The sequence below is a fragment of the Xanthomonas sp. SHU 199 genome (assembly GCF_000364665.1).
GTDB lineage: Bacteria > Pseudomonadota > Gammaproteobacteria > Xanthomonadales > Xanthomonadaceae > Xanthomonas_A > Xanthomonas_A sontii.
In genome coordinates this window covers 1-2482 of record NZ_AQOI01000309.1, presented here as the reverse complement: position 1 = coordinate 2482, position 2482 = coordinate 1, and the positions used below count along the sequence as shown (strand labels likewise).

At 69.7% G+C, this 2482-nt stretch carries 3 protein-coding genes; all 3 read left to right on the top strand.

What is annotated here, in order from left to right:
* Positions 1-190: 190 nt before the first annotated feature.
* The 3 genes from D183_RS0111190 (at position 191) to D183_RS0111180 (ending at position 2329) form a co-directional block, all read left to right on the top strand.
* Positions 191-505, top strand: coding sequence for a metalloregulator ArsR/SmtB family transcription factor (locus D183_RS0111190; RefSeq protein WP_017909067.1), 315 nt, complete (start codon positions 191-193; stop codon positions 503-505).
* Positions 506-535: 30 nt separating this feature from the next.
* A complete protein-coding gene (locus D183_RS0111185) occupies positions 536-1969 on the top strand; it encodes a DUF2867 domain-containing protein (RefSeq protein WP_017909066.1) in 1434 nt (477 codons plus the stop codon).
* Between the two features lie 66 nt (positions 1970-2035).
* A complete protein-coding gene (locus tag D183_RS0111180) occupies positions 2036-2329 on the top strand; it encodes a hypothetical protein (RefSeq protein ID WP_017909065.1) in 294 nt (97 codons plus the stop codon).
* The last annotated feature ends 153 nt before the right edge of the window (positions 2330-2482 follow it).

Sequence of the window (2482 nt, the reverse complement as noted above, 5' to 3'; positions counted from 1 at the left end):
AGACCCTTATTTGACACAAGCGGCTTCAGCCGCGACAGCGGCGTTACCGGTCGGCCTGTGTCGCGGCTGAAGCCGCTCCTGCGGGAAACCACGCGAATCGGCTCAACCACGGGGCGCCAGCAAGGACGCCATTGACAAGCGACACACACCGCGTCATTAATTAACTAATTCGTTAATTAGCTAATCTCCGATGTCCATCGACCGCGTCTTCGAAGCCCTCGCCTCGCGCCCGCGCCGCGAGATCCTGGCCTACCTGTCGGCACAGGAACTCACGGCCGGCGAGATCGGGCAGCGCTTCGCGATGAGCGCGCCGGCGATCTCGCGGCATCTGTCCGTGCTGGAAGCGGCCGGGCTGGTGGCGAGCGAGCGTCGCGGCCAGTTTGTGGTCTACCGGCTCACCCCCGACAACCTGGTCAACACTCTCAGCGGTTTCGCCTTCGAGATCTGCCCCAGCGCCGGCCCGCTCAAACGCGAGTCGCGCAGGCAGGCCAAGCGCACCGCCTGATCCTTCCGCCACGGCAACAGGAGTCCGCCGATGACCGCCGCACCGCTCAGCGAACACGCCGCCGCACAGACCGGATTCCCCTCGGTGCGCCTGCCCTCCTACAGCGGTGGCTTGCCGGTGGAGGTCATCCTGATCGCCCAGCTCGGCGTCGGCGCCGGCGATCCGCTGATCGCCCAGGCCTGCCTGCGCCAGCGCGCGCATCCGCAGTTCCGCGACGCGCTGGACGAACCCTCGGCGCGCCTGGCCGGCACCGATTTCGGCAACGGCGAGTCGACCGCGCTGTATTCGTTCGCGGTCGGCAGCGGCGGCCATCCGTTCCATTGCCATGCCGGGCATCGCATGTTCACCGCGATCACCGGCAGCGGCGGCGCGTTGCTGCGTTTCAGCACCGCCTCGCCGGCGCAGCTGGAGCAAGATCCGCAGCATTTCCTCGCCGCGCTGCGGCATGTCGAATTGCCTGCCGACTGCCTGTTCAGCGTGCGCTTCGGCGGCGGCACCTGGCACCAGTTCGCGCCGCTGCGTGCGCAGTCCGGGCATCCGGCGTTCTTCGCCCTGTCCTGCCACAGCGACGAAGCCGGCGGCACGCTGGCCGAGGACGTGCGCGCGAAGGTGCTGGCCGGCACTGCCGATATCGCCACGCTCACCGAATTGCTGCCGGCGCCGGTCGCGACCCTGCTGGCGTCGCCGCAGGCGCAGGGGCTGGCCGTACCGACCGTGCGATTGTCGCTGGCGGCCTCGCCGGGCAGCCGGCGCCTGGCTTGGTGTGCCAGCCTGCGCGCCCTCAGCGGGCGCCTGCGGCAGCGGCTGGGTGCCTGGCGACATCCGGCCGGCTTCGCGGCACTGGCGCCGCGCCTGTCGCGGGCGCGGGTGACGCCGCAGTTGCTGCCCGGCTCGCTGCTCGAACCGCAGCTGCCCGCGCACCATCACCAGGACAGCGTGCGGCTGACGGTGCCGGCGCAGGCGCTGCGGCCACTGGGAGCGCATGCGCTGATGACGGCGTTGCTGGACGGTTTCCTGCAGCACCCGCCGCGCGGCGTGACCTGGCTGATGCGCCTGCGCAACGTGCTGGTGGCGCCGCTGCGGCTGCGCACCTCGCCGCTGGGCTGCCCGGTGTCCTCGCTGCTGTCGCCGCAGCGCGATCAACTGTTTGCCGGGCGGTTCCCGGTGCTGGCGCAGGCGTCATCAGCACAAGCGCGACGCGTGCAGGTGCTGCTCGGTGCCGACGATCGCCACCTGGTGTTCCGCAGTTGCGTCGGGGTGACGCTGCGCGACGACGGCAGCGCCGAACTGAGCCTGGAAACGCGGGTGGCCTGCCGCAACCGCTTCGGGCACCTGTACATGGCACTGATCGCCGCCGCGCATCGCCGCTACATTGCCCCGACGCTGCTGCGCGCGGCCGCGGAGGCGCTGCTGCTGCCCATCGCCGAGCATGCCGGGCCGGATGCGGTCGCGCCGATGCATTGAGCGCGTCATCACCCCGCCTTAGCCGACGCCTCCCTAGCCTGCGCCTTCCCCCCAAGAGGAAGGCCCATGCCCCAGCTCCGCATCCGCATCACCGGCAGCGAGGACGATGCCCGCGCCATCATCAACCTGCTGTCGAGCCTGGACGGCATCGAACACGTCGAGGAAATCGACGACCTGATGCCGCACATGGACGACGACGATTCCAGTTCCGCCGGCCTGCCCGACGACCAGGGACCGGGCACCCACGAAGTGGAAGTGGAGGCCGGCAACGCCGCCACCGCCCAGAAGGTGCGCGAGGCCGTGGAAGCCCTGGCGTTCGAACTGGACGTGGTCGTGGAGTTCGAACAGGACGAAGGCTGAGGGCCTGCATCCGGGACGTTGCGCCGCATGGCGCAGCGTCCTGGCGCGCCCATGACAAGCATCCTGGATTTCCAGAGGCGCCAGCCGTGCCTAAGGTACCCGACTTCAAGGCGTCGGGACTTCAGGGCACCTCTAAAAACCCCGCCTTTGGCA